This window comes from Kitasatospora sp. NPDC048715 (assembly GCF_043198905.1).
GTDB lineage: Bacteria > Actinomycetota > Actinomycetes > Streptomycetales > Streptomycetaceae > Kitasatospora > Kitasatospora lactacystinica.
In genome coordinates, this window is sequence record NZ_JBICVH010000028.1 from 13919 (window position 1) to 30682 (window position 16764).

General features: G+C 74.1%; 12 protein-coding genes and 1 tRNA gene. 6 read left to right on the top strand and 7 right to left on the bottom strand.

Going from position 1 to position 16764, the window contains the following annotated elements; translation table 11 throughout:
- The first annotated feature begins 16 nt into the window (after positions 1 to 16).
- Both ACGFSC_RS39315 and rarD read left to right on the top strand, forming a co-directional pair.
- Complete coding sequence (locus tag ACGFSC_RS39315; protein ID WP_359899840.1) at positions 17 to 865, top strand: SDR family oxidoreductase; 849 nt, start codon at positions 17 to 19, stop codon at positions 863 to 865.
- Positions 866 to 1083: 218 nt separating this feature from the next.
- Entirely contained in the window at positions 1084 to 2052 is a 969-nt protein-coding gene (gene rarD, locus ACGFSC_RS39320; protein WP_359899838.1) for an EamA family transporter RarD, read from the top strand.
- On the opposite strand, the gene ACGFSC_RS39325 is transcribed toward rarD, so the two are convergent.
- The 3 genes from ACGFSC_RS39325 to ACGFSC_RS39335 are packed head-to-tail and all read right to left on the bottom strand — an operon-like array spanning position 2042 to position 5270.
- On the bottom strand, positions 2042 to 2935 hold the full coding sequence (locus ACGFSC_RS39325) for an ABC transporter permease (RefSeq protein ID WP_359899836.1): 894 nt from the start codon (positions 2933 to 2935) through the stop codon (positions 2042 to 2044). The genes rarD and ACGFSC_RS39325 overlap by 11 nt on opposite strands.
- Complete coding sequence (locus ACGFSC_RS39330; RefSeq protein ID WP_380354000.1) at positions 2922 to 4016, bottom strand: ABC transporter ATP-binding protein; 1095 nt, start codon at positions 4014 to 4016, stop codon at positions 2922 to 2924. The genes ACGFSC_RS39325 and ACGFSC_RS39330 overlap by 14 nt, the downstream gene beginning before the upstream one ends.
- Positions 4017 to 4019: 3 nt before the next feature.
- Positions 4020 to 5270 carry a DUF2092 domain-containing protein gene (locus ACGFSC_RS39335; protein ID WP_359899832.1) on the bottom strand — a complete coding sequence of 417 codons (1251 nt, stop codon included), beginning with the start codon at positions 5268 to 5270 and terminating at the stop codon, positions 4020 to 4022.
- 183 nt (positions 5271 to 5453) lie between these two features.
- Between ACGFSC_RS39335 and ACGFSC_RS39340 the strand changes: the two genes are divergently transcribed.
- Positions 5454 to 8042, top strand: a complete 2589-nt coding sequence (locus tag ACGFSC_RS39340) for a bifunctional FO biosynthesis protein CofGH (protein ID WP_359899830.1) — start codon at positions 5454 to 5456, stop codon at positions 8040 to 8042.
- A 161-nt stretch (positions 8043 to 8203) separates the two neighbouring features.
- On the top strand, positions 8204 to 9319 hold the full coding sequence (locus ACGFSC_RS39345) for an ADP-ribosylglycohydrolase family protein (RefSeq protein ID WP_359899828.1): 1116 nt from the start codon (positions 8204 to 8206) through the stop codon (positions 9317 to 9319).
- 106 nt (positions 9320 to 9425) lie between these two features.
- Here ACGFSC_RS39345 and ACGFSC_RS39350 read toward each other — a convergent pair whose 3' ends face one another.
- The 3 genes from ACGFSC_RS39350 to ACGFSC_RS39360 form a co-directional block, all read right to left on the bottom strand.
- On the bottom strand, positions 9426 to 9641 hold the full coding sequence (locus tag ACGFSC_RS39350) for a DUF397 domain-containing protein (RefSeq protein WP_359899826.1): 216 nt from the start codon (positions 9639 to 9641) through the stop codon (positions 9426 to 9428).
- Positions 9638 to 10501: a helix-turn-helix transcriptional regulator gene (locus ACGFSC_RS39355; protein WP_359899824.1), complete on the bottom strand. Its 864-nt coding sequence runs from the start codon at positions 10499 to 10501 to the stop codon at positions 9638 to 9640. Before ACGFSC_RS39355 ends, ACGFSC_RS39350 begins: the two co-directional genes overlap by 4 nt.
- A gap of 645 nt (positions 10502 to 11146) precedes the next feature.
- Entirely contained in the window at positions 11147 to 11887 is a 741-nt protein-coding gene (locus tag ACGFSC_RS39360; protein ID WP_355268249.1) for a GPP34 family phosphoprotein, read from the bottom strand.
- Between the two features lie 298 nt (positions 11888 to 12185).
- Between ACGFSC_RS39360 and ACGFSC_RS39365 the strand changes: the two genes are divergently transcribed.
- Entirely contained in the window at positions 12186 to 14678 is a 2493-nt protein-coding gene (locus ACGFSC_RS39365; RefSeq protein ID WP_359899822.1) for a hypothetical protein, read from the top strand.
- Positions 14679 to 14829: 151 nt separating this feature from the next.
- Here ACGFSC_RS39365 and ACGFSC_RS39370 read toward each other — a convergent pair whose 3' ends face one another.
- Entirely contained in the window at positions 14830 to 16368 is a 1539-nt protein-coding gene (locus ACGFSC_RS39370) for a glycosyltransferase family 39 protein (RefSeq protein WP_359899820.1), read from the bottom strand.
- A 188-nt stretch (positions 16369 to 16556) separates the two neighbouring features.
- Here ACGFSC_RS39370 and ACGFSC_RS39375 point away from each other — a divergent pair.
- Positions 16557 to 16629: transfer RNA gene (locus ACGFSC_RS39375), tRNA-Arg, on the top strand.
- The last annotated feature ends 135 nt before the right edge of the window (positions 16630 to 16764 follow it).

The following is a 16764-nucleotide window of genomic DNA, read 5'->3' on the forward strand; positions in this document are numbered from 1 at the left end:
CCCTGAGGAGCACACCATGTACGTCGTCACCGGTGCCACCGGCCAGCTCGGCCGTCTCGTCGTCGAGGGCCTACTGGCCGAGGTCCCCGCGAGCGAGGTGGCCGTCGCCGTCCGCTCCGCCGAGAAGGCCGCCGACCTGGCCGCCCGCGGCGTGACCGTCCGGGTGGTCGACTACGACAAGCCGGAGACCCTGGCCGGCGCCTTCGCCGGGGGCGACCGGGTGCTGCTGATCTCGGGCAGCGAGGTCGGCCGCCGGATCCCGCAGCACCGGGCCGTGGTGGAGGCCGCCAAGGCCGCCGGGGTCGCGCTGCTCGCCTACACCAGCATCCCGGGTGCGGCCACCTTCCGGCTGGCCGACGAGCACAAGGCGACCGAGGAGCTGATCCTCGCCTCCGGCCTGCCGCACGCCTTCCTGCGCAACGGCTGGTACACCGAGAACTACCTGGGCGACGCGGCCGGCACGGTGGCGCGCGGCGTGGTGCTCGGCAGCGCCGGGCAGGGCCGGGTCGCCACCGCCCCGCGCGCGGACTACGCGGCCGCGGCGGTCGCCGTCCTGGTCGGCGAGGGGCACCGGGGCGAGGTGTACGAGCTGAGCGGCGACGCCGCCTGGAGCCTGCCCGAGCTGGCCGCCGAGCTGGCGAAGGCCTCCGGCCGGCCGGTCGAGCACCGGGACGTCACCCCGGCCGAGCACCTGGACGCGCTGGTCGGCGCGGGCCTGCCGCAGGGCTTCGCCGAGGCCCTGGTGGACGTGGACGCGGGCATCGCGCGCGGCGAGCTGGCCGGCACCCCGGGCGACCTGGCCCGGCTGATCGGCCGTCCGACCGTCCCGCTGGCCGAGTCCGTCCGCGCGGCCCTGAACTCCTGAGGCACCCGCGGGCCGGGACCGCCGCGCCGCCGGAGTTCTCCTCGAACCCCTGAGGCGCCGCGGCCCCGGACTCCCGCGCCGCCGCTGCGGCCCCCGGAGCGGCGGAGCCGTCCGGCCCGCGAGCAATGTCATGACCAAAATCCGGAAACGGAGATGACAGCCCGCCCTCCCGCCCGCTACCGTCGCCTCGACACACGCGCGCGGGAAGGCACTCGGCCATGGCGGGAACAGACCAGCAGGACTACGGCCGGGGCCTCTGGTCCGGCGTCGCCGCCTACGGCATCTGGGGGCTCTTCCCGCTGTTCTGGCCGCTGCTGGAACCGGGTGCCGCCGACGACATCCTGGCCAACCGGATGGTCTGGTCCCTGGTCGCGGTCGTCCTGCTGCTGATCGCCCAGCGGCACTGGGGCTGGATACGCCCGCTGCTGCGCCAGCCCCGCCGGCTCGCCATGCTGGCCGGCGCGGCCGCCGTGATCTCGGTCAACTGGGGCGTCTACATCTGGGCCGTCAACGCCGGGCACGTGGTCGAGACCAGCCTCGGCTACTTCATCAACCCCCTGGTCACCATCGCCTTCGGCGTCCTGGTGCTCAAGGAGCGGCTGCGCACCGCGCAGTGGACGGCGGTGGGCATCGGCGCCGCCGCCGTCGCGGTGCTGGCCGTCGCGTACGGGCAGCTGCCCTGGATCGCGCTCACCCTGGCGCTCTCCTTCGCGACCTACGGCCTGCTGAAGAAGCAGGTCGGGCTGAGCGGGCTGGAGAGCCTGGCCGCCGAGAGCGCCTTCATGTTCCCGTTCGCCCTCGGCTACCTGGTCTACCTGGAGGTCAGCGGGCGCGGCACCTTCGGGCACACGGTGGCCGGCTCGTACGGCTGGGGGCACTCCGGGCTGCTGATGCTCAGCGGGGTGATCACCGCGATCCCGCTGCTGCTCTTCGGCGCGGCCGCCGTCCGGGTGCCGCTGACCGTGCTCGGGCTGCTGCAGTACCTGGCGCCGGTGTTCCAGTTCCTGATCGGCGTCGCGGTGTTCCACGAGTCCATGCCGCCCGCCCGCTGGGCCGGCTTCGGCCTGGTCTGGGCCGCGCTCGCGCTGCTGACCTGGGACGCGCTGCGCCAGGTGCGGGCCGACCGCGCGGTGCGGGCCGCGGCACGGCCGCAGCCCGCACCCGCCGAGGCGGCCGTCACACGCTGATGTCCCGGCTGGTGAAGCGGGACCAGGCCGCCGAGCCGAACACGGCGACGTAGGCGGCCTGGAGGCCGAGGTCCTTCAGCACGCCGTCCCAGTACATCGGCGCCCGCAGCAGGTCCGCGAAGCTCAGCCAGTAGTGGGAGAACAGGAACGGGCTGACGGCGTGCAGCTGCGGGAAGACGTCCAGGATCTGGACGGTGACCACCAGCCCGACGGTGGCGGCCATCGCCGCGATGCCGCTGCCGGTGAGGGTGGAGACGAACAGCCCGATCGCCACCAGCCCGGCCAGTGAGGCCGCGACCACCAGGGCCACCAGCAGCGCGCGCAGCAGCGCGTCGCCGAGGCCGATGGTGTCCCCGGAGAGCAGCGTGACCCGGCCGAGCGGGAAGAGCGCGGCGCCCGCGGCCAGCGCCGTCACCGCGACGGTCGCCGTGGCGGCCGCGCAGAACACCAGCCCGGCGGTGAACTTGGCGGCCAGCAGCCTGGTCCGCCCGGCCGGGGCGACCAGCAGGTAGCGCAGCGTCCCGGCGGCCGCCTCGCCCGCCACCGAGTCCCCGGCGACCACGCCGACCGTCATCGGCAGGAAGACCGGCAGCGCCACCGCGAGCGCGGTGAAGACCAGGAAGAGCCCGTTCTGCGTGGTCTGCGCGATGAAGCTCGGACCGCCGCCGCCCTCGTGCGGACTGTCCGTGTTGAGCTTGACCACCACCCCGATCAGGACCGGCAGTGCCGCCAGGATGCCCAGCAGCACCTTGGTGCGCATCCGGCGGAAGGTCAGGTGCAGCTCGCTGCGGAACAGCGCCAGGAACCCGGCCGCCGTCTGCGGCCGGCGGCCGGTGCCGGTCGGCGGCGCCCCGGCCCGCGACAGTGCCTCAGCCCGCGACATCGAAGCCCTCCCCGGTCAGCGCCACGAAGGCGTCCTCCAACGTGCCCCGCTCCAGCCCGAAGCCGTGCACCCGCACCCCGGCCTCGACCAGCGCCGCGCACAGCCTGGGCAGCGCCTCCTCGCCCAGGACGCCCGGCTCGCCGTCCACCCGGTCCTCGCCCGGCACCAGGGCGGTGACCCGGTGGGCCGCCAGCACCTCCGCGGCCCGCGCCACGTCCGGGGTCCGGACCACCAGCCGGCCCTGCGCCCGGGCGGCCAGCTCGGCGACGGTGCCCTGCACCACCAGCCGGCCCCGGGACATCACCGCGGCGTGGGTGCAGACCTGCTCGATCTCGTCCAGCAGGTGCGAGGAGAGGAACACCGTGGTGCCCTCCGCCGCGACCTCCCGGACCAGCGTCCGGATCTCCCGCATGCCCTGCGGGTCCAGCCCGTTGGTCGGCTCGTCCAGCACCAGCAGTTCGCGCGGCTGCAGCAGCGCGGAGGCCAGGCCCAGGCGCTGCTTCATGCCCAGCGAGTACGCGCGGGCCTTCTTGCCCGCCGCGGCGCCCAGGCCGACCCGCTCCAGTGCCGCCTCGACCCGCTGCCGGCGGGTGCGCGGGTCGGCGGTCGGGTCGGCGGCGTCGAAGCGCACCAGGTTGTCCCGGCCGGAGAGGAAGCCGTACAGGGCCGGGCCCTCGATCAGCGCGCCCACCCGGGGCAGCACGGTGGCGACGGACTGCGGCATCGGCTCGCCGAGGACGCTGGCCGCGCCCGAGGTGGGGGCGATCAGGCCCATCAGCATCCGGATGGTGGTGGTCTTGCCGGAGCCGTTGGGGCCCAGGAAGCCGAAGACGGACCCGCGCGGCACGGCCAGGTCCAGGCCGTCCACGGCGAGCTGGCCGCCGCGGAAGCGCTTGGTCAGGCCGCGGGTCCGGATGACGTCGTCGGCGGCCTCACGCGGGGCCGGAGCGGCCGGGGAAGCGGCGGAGACGGGGGAGGAGGCGGGGGAAGCGGATGGAACGGGCGCGGGGGCCGGACGCGGCACCGCGCCCGTACCCCCGGCCGACTCCGTAACGTCCCCCGTTACGGGAGCCTTGGTCATCCGTCAGTTCACCCCGGCGGCGTGCTGGAGGACCGGCAGGGTCACCGCGCCGGCCAGGACCCGGCCGTCGTCGGTGAGCAGGACGTTGAGCACCTTGGTGCTCACCAGGGTGCCGCCGGCGACCGGCTTGCCGAGCGACTTCACCATCGCCTGCGGGTTCAGCGACTGCGCCGCCCCGTTCCCGCGGCCGCCGTGCTTGCCGCCCTTGGCGTCGGCCTTCGGCGCCCCGTCCGCCGCGTCGGGCAGCCGGGTGGAGACGACCGTCGTCCAGCCCTCGCCGATCACGTCGACGCCCTCGGGCGCCCCGGTGCCGCGGCGCTCCCGGGCGTCGCCCGGCGCGCCCTCGGCCACGTCCCCGGCCTTCTGCTCCGTCACCTTGGCGCCCTTGGGGGCGGAGAAGTCGAAGGTCTTGTCGGCCGGCTTGGCGAAGGACACCTGGGTGAAGCGGACGTTCAGCACGGTGCTGCCGTCGACGGACTTCACCGCCACCGCCAGCGGCACCCCGTTGTCGGCGGCCACCGCGATCCGGACCTCGGCCAGCGTCGAACCGGACTGGGTGGGCTTCACGCTCAACTCGTAGGCGTTCTGCCCGGCCACCTTGGCCGTCCCGGCGACGGTCACCGAGGTGGTGCCGGCGCTCCCGGTCAGGAACTGCTTCGCGGCCTCCTGCGGGGTGGTCGGCAGCTCGGACAGCGGCGCCTTGCCGTGCTGCTCGGCGGCGGCCGCCCGCCCGGTCATGTGCACCGCGGAGTTGGACGAGCTGTCCCAGGCCCAGGCCTGGTCGCCGTTGCGGACCAGGGTGTAGCCGGCCATGTTCTCCAGCACGTCCACCCGCTGGCGGTCCGGGCCGTCCACCGCGACCCGCAGCGTCTGGTCCCCGCCGAGCAGGCCGAGCAGCTTGGACTGCGGGTCCGCGGTGGAGCCCCGGCCGTCACCGCCGTGCCCGCCGACCGCCCCGCCGAGGCCGCCGGCCGCGCCGAGCAGCTGGCCGGGCACCCCGAGGTCGGTGCTGATCGACACCGTCCCGGACAGCGTCTGGGTCTCCGACCCGAGCACCTTGGCGACCAGTTGCTCCGACGTCAGCGTCGGCAGGTCGGGCGCGCCGTCGGCGGCCAGCGCCGGGACCAGCCCCACCCCTGCGGCGATCACCGCGACCACCGCCACCGGCACCCCGGCGCGCATCAGGACGCGTCGCCGGGAGCGGTACGGCGCACCGCCGTCCAGATCGTCCCCCGCCGCCTTTTCGTTGGTCATGGCGTCCTCAACTCCTCCGCGAACACGTGTGATTGGCCTTGCCCGTCCATTAGAGGCCGCCGCGGCGCCGCCGTCATCGCCCTGTGGGGCCAGATCGGGTTGACCTTCTTGGGTACGCCGACCCTGAGACGGCCTCAGGGTTGTCTCCACCCGCGGTACCACCGCCTGGCGTAGGGTCGCGCCATGGACGGAACCGCCATGGACGCCAGCACCCCGCCGACCGAGAACGCGATGCGCCGAGCCCTGCGCCGCGCCCGGGACGGCGTCGCCCTCGACACGACCGAGGCCGCCGTGCTGCTCCAGGCCAGAGGCGACGACCTGCTGGACCTCTGTACGAGTGCCGCCAGGGTCCGGGACGCGGGCCTCGAAGCCGCCGGCCGTCCCGGCGTCATCACCTACTCCAAGAGCGTCTTCATCCCGCTCACCCGGCTCTGCCGCGACAAGTGCCACTACTGCATCTTCGTCACCGTCCCCGGCCGGCTGCGCCGGGAGGGCCACGGGATGTACATGTCCCCGGACGAGGTGCTGGACGTGGCCCGCCGGGGCGCCGAACTCGGCTGCAAGGAAGCCCTGATCACGCTCGGCGACAAGCCCGAGGACCGCTGGCCGGAGGCCCGCGAGTGGCTGGACGCGCACGGCTACGACGACACCATCGCCTATGTGCGCGCCATGTCGATCCGCATCCTGGAGGAGACCGGCCTGCTGCCGCACCTCAACCCCGGGGTGCTGAGCTGGACGGACTTCCAGCGGCTCAAGCCCGTCTCCGCCTCCATGGGCATGATGCTGGAGACCACCGCCACCCGGCTGTGGAGCGAGCCCGGCGGCCCGCACCACGGTTCCCCGGACAAGGAGCCGGCCGTCCGGCTGCGGGTGCTGGAGGACGCCGGGCGCAGCTCCGTCCCGTTCACCAGCGGCCTGCTGATCGGCATCGGCGAGACGTACCAGGAGCGCGCCGAGTCGCTGTTCGCGCTGCGCAAGGTCTCCCGCGCCTACCACGGCGTCCAGGAACTGATCCTGCAGAACTTCCGGGCCAAGCCGGACACCGCGATGCGCGGCATGCCGGACGCCGAACTGGACGAACTGGTGGCCACGGTGGCGGTGGCCCGGCACCTGATGGGCCCGGCCGCCTGCCTCCAGGCCCCGCCCAACCTGGTGGACGGCGAGTACGAGCGGCTGATCGCGGCCGGCATCGACGACTGGGGCGGGGTCTCCCCGCTCACCCCGGACCACGTCAACCCCGAGCGCCCCTGGCCGCAGATCGAGCGGCTGGCCGAGCGCTCGGCGGCGGCCGGCTTCGAACTGCGCGAGCGCCTCGCCGTCTACCCCGAGTACGTGCGCCGCGGCGAACCCTGGCTGGACCCGCGGGTGCTGCCGCACGTGCGCGCCCTGGCCGACCCCGCCACCGGCCTGGCCGACCCGGACGTGGTGGTCCGCGGCCTGCCCTGGCAGGAGCCCGAGGACCTGCCGGAGTCGTACGGCCGCACCGACCTGCACGCCACCATCGACACCGAGGGCCGCACCGGCGACCGCCGGGCCGACTTCGAGGACGTGTACGGCGACTGGGAGGTGCTGCGCGAGCAGGTGCTCGCGAAGGGCGCGCCCGAGCGCCTCGCCGGAGACCTGCGGGAGGCCCTCGCGGTGGCCGCCGACGACCCGACCGGACTGACCGACGACCAGGCGCTGGCCCTGTTCCACGCGGACGGCCCGGCCCTGGACGCGCTCTGCCGGATCGCCGACGACGTCCGCCGCGACACGGTCGGGGAGGACGTCACCTACTGCGTCACCCGGAACATCAACTTCACCAACGTCTGCTACACCGGCTGCCGCTTCTGCGCCTTCGCCCAGCGCCGCACCGACGCCGACGCCTACACCCTCTCCCTGGAGCAGGTCGCCGACCGGGCCGCGCAGGCCTGGGAGGTGGGCGCCACCGAGGTCTGCATGCAGGGCGGCATCCACCCGGACCTGCCCGGCACCGCCTACTTCGACATCGCCCGCGCGGTGAAGGAGCGGGTGCCCGGCATCCACGTGCACGCCTTCTCGCCCATGGAGGTCGTCAACGGCGCGACCCGCACCGGGCTGTCGATCCGGGACTGGCTGCAGCGGGCCAAGGAGTCGGGCCTGGACAGCATCCCCGGCACCGCCGCCGAGATCCTGGACGACGAGGTCCGCTGGGTGCTCACCAAGGGCAAGCTGCCGGCCGCCACCTGGGTCGAGGTGGTCACCACCGCGCACGAACTGGGCCTGCGCTCCTCGTCCACGATGATGTACGGGCACGTGGACACCCCGCAGCACTGGCTCGGCCACCTGCGGCTGCTCGCCGGGATCCAGCAACGGACCGGCGGCTTCACCGAGTTCGTGACCCTGCCGTTCATCCACACCAACGCGCCCGTCTACCTGGCCGGCATCGCCCGGCCCGGCCCGAGCGCCCGGGACAACCGCGCGGTGGTCGCGATGGCCCGGCTGCTGCTGCACCCGCACATCCCCAACATCCAGACCAGCTGGGTCAAGCTGGGCGCCGAGGGCGCGGCCGAGATGCTCCGCTCGGGCGCCAACGACCTCGGCGGCACGCTGATGGAGGAGACCATCTCGCGGATGGCCGGCTCGGCGTACGGCAGCTACAAGTCGGTGCGCGACCTCCAGGCGATCGCCGAGGCCGCGGGCCGCCCGCACCGCCAGCGCACCACCACCTACGGCGAGGTGCCGGCCGAGCGGCGGGCCGCGGCGCTGGCCTCGGACGGGCACCTGCCGGAGCTGCTGCCGGTGCTGGACTGAGACCCGTGCCGTCCCGGCCGCCGCCCGCACGGCGGCCGGGACGGGGGCACCGAACTCCCGGGGAGGGGCCGATTCGATCGGCTCTTCGAATACAGTGCCAGGGCGCGCTCCCGGCCGAGCGACGCGCGGACCCCACACCCGAGGAAAGGCGCCCCGTCGTGATGCCACTGTGGTCACGCGCCCAGCAGCAGGACTACCGCAGCCGGGTGCGGGGCTGTCTGCTCGGCGGTGCCGTCGGGGACGCGCTCGGCGCCGGCGTCGAGTTCGAGTCGCTGGAGAAGATCCGGGCCCAGCACGGCCCGCAGGGCGTCACCGGCTACGTCCCCGCGTACGGGCGCACCGGCGCCGTCACCGACGACACCCAGCTCAGCCTCTTCACCGTCGACGGGCTGATCCGCGCCCACATCCGGCGCGACACCGGAAGCTGGCACCCGCCCACCGACCTCCACCTGGCCTACCTGCGCTGGGCCGCCACCCAGCGCGACTGGGGCCCGGACGAGCGCCGCCCCGACCTCGGCTGGCTCGGCCGCGAGGAGTGGCTCTACGCCCAGCGCGCCCCAGGACAGGGCTGCCTGTCGGGCCTCAGCGGGGTCCACGCCGAGCGGCTCGGCACCCTGGAGGTCCCCAAGAACCCGCACTCCAAGGCCTGCGGCACGGTGGTGCGGGCGGCGCCCTTCGGGCTGCTCACCACCTGGGAGCCGGGCCTGGTGTTCCAACTCGCGGTGGAGTGCTCGGTGCTCACCCACGGCCACCCCACCGGATACCTCGCGGCGGGCGCGTTCGCGGTGATCGTCCAGTCCGTCGCCCGCGGCGGCACCCTGGAGGAGGGCGTCCACCTGGCGCTCGCGCTGCTCTCCGAGCGGCCGGCGCACGAGGAGACCACCGCCGCGCTGCGGGCCGCCCTGGACGCGGTGCGGGCCGGCGAACCGTCCGCCGACCGGGTCGAGGCGCTGGGGGAGGGCTGGGTGGCCGAGGAGGCGCTGGCGATCGGCGTCTACTGCGCCCTGGTCGCCCACGACGTGCGCTCGGGCCTGCTGCTCGCGGTCAACCACTCCGGGGACAGCGACTCCACCGGCGCGATCTGCGGCAACCTGCTCGGGGCGCTGCACGGAGACACCGCGCTGCCGCCGGGCCTGCTGGCCGGGCTGGAAGGGCGCGGGGCGATCCTCGAACTCGCCGACGACTTCGTGCTGGAGCTGGTGCACGGCACCGAACTGCACGACCGGCGGACCCCGGAGGGCGCCAACTGGGCCACCCGCTACCCGGTGACGGGCTGAGCGACCCGGGACCCCGGAACGGGAGTTGCCCGTAGCGGTGGCCGCCGCCGAGGGCGACGGCCACCGCTACGGGCAACTGGTCCGAGTGCGGAACCGGGCGGGAGGGTCAGTCCGGGAGGCCGCCGAAGGCACCGTCCCCCACCGCCGAGGCGAAGGCGTTCCAGGCATCGGCCGAGAAGCGCAGCTGGGGCCCCCTGGGGTCCTTGGAGTCCCGGACGGCCACCTCCCCCGCGCCTGGGACGGCGATCTCCACACAGGCGCCTTGGCCCCCGCTGTGACTGCTCTTGCGCCAACGGGTTCCGTACTCGGACGGGGTGATCATTCGTGGAATTCCTTCTCGATGTCGGCTATCAGCGACCGGCTCTCCGCGACACCGAGTGCGGCCGCTCTCAGGTAGTCGTACAGACCGGTATAGCGGCGCACGTCCGCCTCCTTCTCCAGGTACAGATCGCTCGTCACACCTTCGAAGTAGACAACTGTGGAATCGGCTGACTCCGGGAACTCCAGCAGCGAGAATGTCCCGGTCATGCCGGGATGGGCGCCGTGCGAGAACGGGATCACCTGGATGGTGATGTTCGCGCGCTGGCTGAGCTCCAGCATCTGCTGCAACTGCTGGGCCATCACGGCCTTGCTGCCGACCTCGCGGCGCAGCACCGCCTCGTCTATGACGGTCCACAGGCTGCCCAGCTGGTTCTCGCCGTGGATGCGCTCCTGGCGCTTCATCCGGACCTGCACCCGGCGCTGCACGGCGACCGCGTCGGTGTCCGGCTGGGTGCCCTCGACCACGGCCTGGGCGTAGTGCTCGGTCTGCAGCAGGCCGGGGACGAAGGAGGACTCGTACGCGCGGATCGAGGAGGCCTCGGCCTCCAGTCCGATGTAGACGCTGTACGGGGTCGGCATGTCGTTGAAGTCGTGCCACCACCCGCGCTGGCGCGACTCCTTGGCCATCTCCATCAGGCTGGCGCGCAGCTGGTCGTCGGGCACGTTGTAGACGTCGCAGAGGTCGCGCACATCGCGCTGGCTGATGCTGCGGCGGCCGTTCTCCAGCCGGCTGATCTTCGACTGGGAGACCATCAGCCGGCCGGCGACCTCCTCGGCCGTCATGCCCAGGCCCTCGCGGAGCTTGCGCAGCTCCGAACCGAGGCGCCGGCGGCGCACGGTGGGATTGACGTTGGCGGACACTTCGACCTCCGGCCGGACCTCTGGTGCTCGTTGGAGCGGCAGCCCTCGGAACACTTCGGACATTGGGACCAACCCCCCTGACTTGGAGCAGCATGTCACCTTGGGCCAGGTCGGCGCCGGGGAATCACAGCAGCGCGGTAGCACAGATCATCGGAAAAGCACTTCCGCGAGACAGCGAAAGCCCCCAGGTGGTAATGCGGCTCGGACGACTCGGACAGGTACTGCGGAGGCCGCCCCCGGACCGGCCCGCACCTGCCCCGGCAGGTGCGGGGGCGGGCGGTTGCCGGGCGTCCGGGGACGGCGAAGGGGCGGTCGCCGGGCGACTCGCGTCGCGGGGCGACCGCCCCTCGGTGCTGTTGGTGGTGCCGGTGGTGCCAGTGGCACCGGTGGTGCGTCGGGGCGCTCAGCGCCTTCGGGCGGTGCGAGGGGGACGGTGTGCGCCGCCGGGTGCGCGGCCGGTGGTGTCGGGCGCCGTGGTGGCTGCCCGCCGGGCCGTGCAGACCGCTGCGGCCGTCGAAGCCCTCCAGGACTTCCCGGCCCTCGTGCCCTCCCGGGGTCTGCTGCCCTCCCCGGTTCTGGTGCACCCCCGGGGTCCGGTGCACCCCCGGGGTCCGGTGCACCCCCGGGGTCCGGTGCCCTCCCGGGTCAGCGGACGCCGACCCGGGAGGCGGGGACCCGCCCGCCCGAACCCCGGCCCGCCGTACGGGCGCCGGGGCGGCCGGCAGCGGCCCCGGAACCCTGGGAAGAACGGTTCTGCTGCGCCGGCAGGCCGTTCTGCACGTCCATCACGGCGTGCGCGACCATCCCGCCCAGCGGGTCGTACCGGATCAGGTCGCGCAACCGCGACCGCGAGGACCGGCCCTCGTTGCCCGGGTACAGGTGCTTGCCCAGCCCGACCGAGTGGGCGAGCGCGGCGAGCGCGGCCGTCCGCGGATCCGGCGGAACACCGGTGCGGATCGCGGTGTCCAGCCGCTGCTTGATCGCGGCGTTGGTGCAGTCGTCGGACGCCTGGTACCGGGTCGTCGGCAGCACCCCGCACACCTGGCCCGGCACGGCCGTGACCATGCCGCAGCGCTCCAGGTGCGCCAGATAGGTCTGCCGCAGCCCCAGCCGGGGCCCGCCGATCCAGTGCGCCGCGCGGACCGGACTGCCGCGTCGGCGCAGCAGTTCCAGTGCGTGGTCAAGGGTCGGGTCGCCGGTCGGTCGTGCGAGCACGACGGCGATCCGGTCTCCCTCCGGTACGATCCGTCCGGCCAGGGACAGCTCGACGAGCTGCGCCCCGGCGAGTCCGAGGTCGAGGGTCTGCGGCTGCGCCGTGGTACCCGTGGTCGGGTCCAAAGCGAGCAGCAAGAGTTCCTCGGGAACAGTTCTGCGGCTCTTGCCCATCCAAGCCTCCCCGCGTGGATGAGAGACAGGGTGACGCCTCTCACACGGGCTTGTCGAGTACGCCTCCGAATCGTGACCTTGCGGTGAAGGTGCGGAACCGGCGGCGGCGGGCCTTGCGTCTGATCGGTGAACAGGCCGCGGCGCGACCGGGTGGCGACAATAAGCGCCGGTCGGGCGGGGTGTGTGCGGCCGGAACGGCCGCCGGTGGCGGAGACTGTACAGGTACACGGGGCGGGGCGTCGGCTTCCCGAAATCGGGTTCGCCGGTGCCCCGCCGGGCGTTGAGGAGGCTGGGATACGTGGGCGAGTCCCCCGACAGGGTGCTGAGGGACGGCGACGAGCGGCAGCGCGACCGCGAGCGCGAACGGACCGGTACGGCGGCGTCGGCCGCCGGGCCGGCCGAGGGCGGCTCCGGTACGGCTGCTGACGGGCCGTCGGCAACGGCCGCCGACGAGGCGACCGCCGAGACCTCCTCCGACACCTCCTCGGACAGCCCCGCGGAGGCCTCCGGCGAGGCGGCCCCGAAGGCGCCCGCCGACGCTCCGGAGGCGGCGCCCAAGGGCGGCTCGACCGTACAGCTCCGCGTCCGGGATGTGGACAGCCGGACGACGATGCTGCGGCTGCCGGTGGACAGCAGCACCACCGCGCTGCGGCTGCCCGACGAGCTGGTGAAGGCCGCCGGCAAGGGGAGTTCCGAAGGTGGGGAGGGGGAGAAGGCGACGTCGCCGGAAACCGCGGAGGAGACCGAGCCCGCCGGGCGTCCGGTCGCCGCCGACCCGCGTCTCGCCATGCGGACGGGTGCCACGGCGGCCGGGAAGGCCGGGCGGAAGGCGGCCGAGCCGTCCGGGGAGACCGGCTCCGAGGGCGACTCCGAGGGCGGCCCGGGGTCCTCGGCCGCACCGGCCGGGACCGCGGACGAGGCGGAGAAGGCGGCCGACGAAGCGGCCGACAACGCCGACAATGCCGACAACGCTCGTAACACGGACAATTCCCGCAAGGCCGACGGCACCGACGGGGCCGGCGGCGCGGAGCGGACCGGGAAGGCCGAGCAGACCGGCCCCGCCGAGAAGAGCGAGCAGACCGAGAAGACCGGGGACGCCGGAACCGAGGACGACCCGGAGGACACCGGGGACCCCGAGGACGCCGACGCCGAGGACGCTCCCGCCATCGGCTCCGTGACCCTCGCGCTGACCAGGACCGGGCAGCCCGGTCAGCGGCCGGACCGGGCCGAGAAGCTGGAGAAGCCCGCGCCGCCGCGCGCCTCCGCCGCGGGCACCGCCGCCCCGGCCGGCACCGTGCCGGAGCCGAAGCCCGAGCCGCGTCCGGAGCCCGGGCCCGTTCCCGAGCCGGAGCCGACCCCCGGCCCGACGCCGCTGCCGAAGCCGGCCCCCGTGCCCGCGCCCGTGCCGGCCCCGAAGCCGCTGCCGGAGCCCGACCCGCGGCCGGTGCCGCCGGTCCCGCCGCTGCCCAAGCCCGAGCCGCTGCCCGCACCGGAGCCGCTGCCGTCGCCGGAGAACACCGCCGAGGCGATGGAGGTCCTGGCCTCCCTCAACGCCCGCCCGGTCTCACCGCTGCGGCGCGCCCTCAAGCGGGTGACCATCTGGACGGTCTTCCTCGCCGTGGTGCTCGGCGCGCTCGCGGTGGCCCAGCTGCTGCGCCCGCTGCCCGACCCCAAGCTGAAGATGACCGCCGCGGGCAGTTACAGCTTCTCCGGCGACGTGCTCGACCTCGCCTGGCCGGCCAAGGGCCAGTCCGCCGCCGAGGTGGTCGGCGTCGGCAGCCTCGGCAGCTCGGGCCAGGAGACGCCGTCCTCGATCGCCAGTGTCACCAAGGTGATGAACGCCTACCTGATCCTGCAGAAGTTCCCCCTGAAGAAGGGGGAGAGCGGCCCGAAGATCACCGTCGACAAGCAGGCCGCGCAGGAGTCCGGCAACGTCGACGAGTCCCGGGTGACGCTCACCGAGGGCCAGGTGCTCACCGAGTACCAGGCACTGGAACTGCTGATGCTGCCCTCGGCCAACAACGTGGCCCGGCTCCTCGCCCGCTTCCACTCCGGCTCCGAGGCCGAGTTCGTCAAGCTGATGAACGACACCTCGGCCAAGTTCGGCATGGCCAACACCATCTACGCCGACCCGGCGGGTTTCAGCGCGGACACCAAGTCCACCGCCAAGGACCAGCTGAAGCTGGCCGAGCAGGTCATGCAGGACGAGATCTTCCGGCAGATCGTCTCCACCCCGGAGACCAACTTCAACAACGCGAAGATCTCCAACACCAACAACCTGATCAACCCGAAGACCGGCGTCATCGGCGTCAAGACCGGCTCCAGCACCCCGGCCGGCGGCTGCCTGATGTGGGCCGCCTACAAGGAGATCGGCGGTGTGCAGCGGCTGATCCTCGGCGTCACGCTGGGCCAGCAGGCCACCTCGCCCAACCCGGGCGACGGCATCCTGCCGACCGTGCTGAAGGTCAGCGGCAAGCAGATCCAGGCCGCGCAGAACGGCGTGACCGGCCAGGTCGTGGTGAAGAAGGGGGACGTCGTCGGCTCGGTGGAGGACGGGCTCGGCGGCAAGGTCGCGGTCGTCGCGACCAAGGACCTGGTGGTGGCGGGCTTCCCCGGCATCTCCGGCACGGTCACCCTGGACACCTCGAAGATCGACCACAGGGGGACGGCCGGCATGGAGGTCGGCGTGCTGCGGGTGGGCGCGGGCGACGGCAAGGCGGAGGTCCCGGTGGCCCTCCAGTCCGACCTGAACCCGCCGTCCATCCAGTCCCGGCTGCTGCGCACGCTGTGAGCCGTCGAGCCGTCGAGCCGTCGAGCCGCTGGGCCGCCGAGCCGCTGGGCCGCCGAGTTGCTGAGCCACTGAGCCGCTGAGGCATCGAAAGAAGAAGGGGAGCCGGTCCGCACCGGCTCCCCTTCCTCCTTTTCCTCCTTCTCCGCCGGGGCTAGGCGTCCCGGTCGAGCAGCGCGAGCGTGAGACCGCCGAGCGGCGTCACCCGGTCCGGGTCGCCGTACTGGGCGCGGAGCACCTGCGCCTGGTCCGTGGGCATCGCGCCCAGCGGGTCCTGGGTGTCGCCGAGGACCAGCAGCCAGATCCGGGACACCCCGCCCAGGCAGTCCGCCGGCTGCGGGCAGGGCATCGGCGAGAGCTCCCCGGCGTCGTCGGCGCTCTGCGCGACGAAGACCGGATAGGGGCGCACGTCCGAGGGCAGGTAGTAGTCGACGCCGGGCCAGGCCAGCGCCCAGGACTGGTCGCCCAGCGGGGCCGCCATCCCGTCCCCGGAGCGGTAGCCGGCCGAGATCTCCCGGGCCGCCGCCTTGAACGGCTCCTCCGAGCCGTTGTGCGAGCCCACGTACCGAACCTCGGGCTGCCGCGGCAGCGACGCCACGGCCGGTACCGCGAGCAGCCCGACCGTCAGCAGCCCGGCCGCCGCGACGGCCCCCCGGGGGGCCCGGCCGCGTCGCCGGGCCAGGGCCGCCGCCGCGCCGTACAGCGCCCCGGCGCCGCCGCCGGCCAGCACCGCCCAGGCGGGCACCGTGAACAGCAGGTACCGCCCGAGGAAGTACGAGGTGTCGGTCAGGCGGGACACCAGCCAGACGCCCACCACCGGCAGCTCCGCGAGCAGCAGTGCCTGCCAGGCCCGGATCCGCCGGCCGGGCAGCGCCAGTGCCAGCAGCGCCAGCGGGACGAAGGCGTAGAACACGACGTCCGAGCCGAACAGGCGCTCCCCGAAGTAGGCGAGGCCGCGCAGGGAGGGGGTCGGTATCCAGCCCAGCTGCCGGTCCGACTGCCGGCTGCCCAGCAGCACCACCGGCAGCACCGGCAGCGCCGCCACCGCGACCGCCACCGGGTAGTGCCACAGCAGTCGCCGGTCCGTCTCCGGGCGGGTGCGCCACAGGTGCAGCGCCAGGAGCGCCACCTGCCCGGCGACCGTGCTGAAGGACACCAGGTGCCCGGCGCCGGCCAGCGCCATGGCCACGCAGTACGGCGCCCAGCGCCGCCAGGTCGGCCGCTCCAGCGCCCGCAGCAGGAAGTACGAGGCCGCCGCGATCGCGCAGGTCACCAGCGCGTAGGAGCGCGCCTCCTGGGCGTAGCGGGAGATCTCCGGGGGGACGGTGAACAGCAGCCCGGCCCCGACCGCCGCCACCCTGCTGCCGAACAGCCGCTCGGCGGTGAGCGCCACGAACGCCGCCGCCCCGGCCATCGCCAGCACGGAGGGTATTCGCAGCGAGACCGTCGAGTCGCCGAACACCGCCGTCCAGCCGTGCATCAGCAGGTAGTACGCGCCGTTGCTGGCGTCGACGTGCTGGAGCAGCCGCAGCAGGTCCCCCAGGGAGCGGGTGGCCACCGTCCAGGTCGCCATCTCGTCCCGCCACAGGTCCGGCGTCCCCAGCCGGTACCCGCCCACCGCCAGCATGACCACCGAGGGCCACACCCACACCTGCCCCAACAGCCGGCCCACCGGGTGCACAGCAGGTTTCATCAGGTCCTTCGTCTCCTTAGCGAGGCGTTCCGGGGCGGATCCCACCCTGCCCGGCAGGCTACTTGAACCGCCCTGACGCCCCGTCGGCCGCCCGCACCCCGCCCGCACCCCGCCCGCACCCCCTCCGTCACCCCGCGCCCCACCCCTGATCCGGTACGCTGTGAGCGGCCTGGTAGCACCCGGGCCGCGCCTCAGTAGCTCAGGGGATAGAGCACGGCTCTCCTAAAGCCGGTGTCGCAGGTTCGAATCCTGCCTGGGGCACAGCGAACAAGCAGGTCACAGGCCCTCCGCCCACTCCGGGCGGGGGGCCTGCGGCGTTCCCGGGCCCGGCGCCGCCCGCTGGCTCGCCGCCCGCTGCCCGCCGCCGACCGCCGGGTGCGACCGGCGGCGGGCGGA